The 629-nt window shown below is 49.9% G+C and carries 5 tRNA genes; all 5 read left to right on the plus strand.

The window, feature by feature from the left end:
* Positions 1-76: 76 nt before the first annotated feature.
* The 5 genes from A8708_RS00030 (at position 77) to A8708_RS00050 (ending at position 628) form a co-directional block, all read left to right on the plus strand.
* Positions 77-152, plus strand: a tRNA-Asn gene (locus A8708_RS00030).
* A gap of 29 nt (positions 153-181) precedes the next feature.
* Positions 182-273, plus strand: a tRNA-Ser gene (locus tag A8708_RS00035).
* 33 nt (positions 274-306) lie between these two features.
* Positions 307-381 (plus strand) — tRNA-Glu (locus A8708_RS00040).
* 23 nt (positions 382-404) lie between these two features.
* A tRNA-Val gene (locus tag A8708_RS00045) sits at positions 405-480 on the plus strand.
* A 74-nt stretch (positions 481-554) separates the two neighbouring features.
* Positions 555-628 (plus strand) — tRNA-Met (locus A8708_RS00050).
* Position 629 lies beyond the last annotated feature (1 nt).

Here is a 629-nt window from a genome sequence, read left to right on the forward strand (position 1 = left end):
TTCTGGGAGAGTAGAACGTTGCCAAGCAGTTACCTAATTTAGGGATCTTTTGACGAAGTCAAAAGTCTCTCTGCATTCCCTGATAGCTCAGTTGGTAGAGCACTCGACTGTTAATCGAGTTGTCACAGGTTCGAGTCCTGTTCGGGGAGCCACTTATTTTTAAAAACCAGGCCTTTTTTATGGAGAGGTGTCCGAGCTGGCCGAAGGAGCACGATTGGAAATCGTGTAGGCGTCACAAGCGTCTCGAGGGTTCGAATCCCTCTCTCTCCGCCATAAGAGCTTTCAATTAGAAATGCCTGTTTACGAGGCCCGTTGGTCAAGTGGTTAAGACACCTCCCTTTCACGGAGGTAACAGGGGTTCGAGTCCCCTACGGGTCACCATTTATTTGCAAGTTATATCCCAAGGAGGCTTAGCTCAGCTGGGAGAGCATCTGCCTTACAAGCAGAGGGTCGGCGGTTCGATCCCGTCAGCCTCCACCATTTTATCTACTCAGAAGAAAGTTAGAATGTCATCTGTTTTCTCTGGGAATAATAAAGTATATTGCTAGTAATGACGCGGGGTGGAGCAGCCCGGTAGCTCGTCGGGCTCATAACCCGAAGGCCGCAGGTTCAAATCCTGCCCCCGCAAC

Source organism: Paenibacillus oryzisoli (assembly GCF_001653565.1).
Taxonomy (GTDB): Bacteria; Bacillota; Bacilli; order Paenibacillales; family NBRC-103111; genus Paenibacillus_E; species Paenibacillus_E oryzisoli.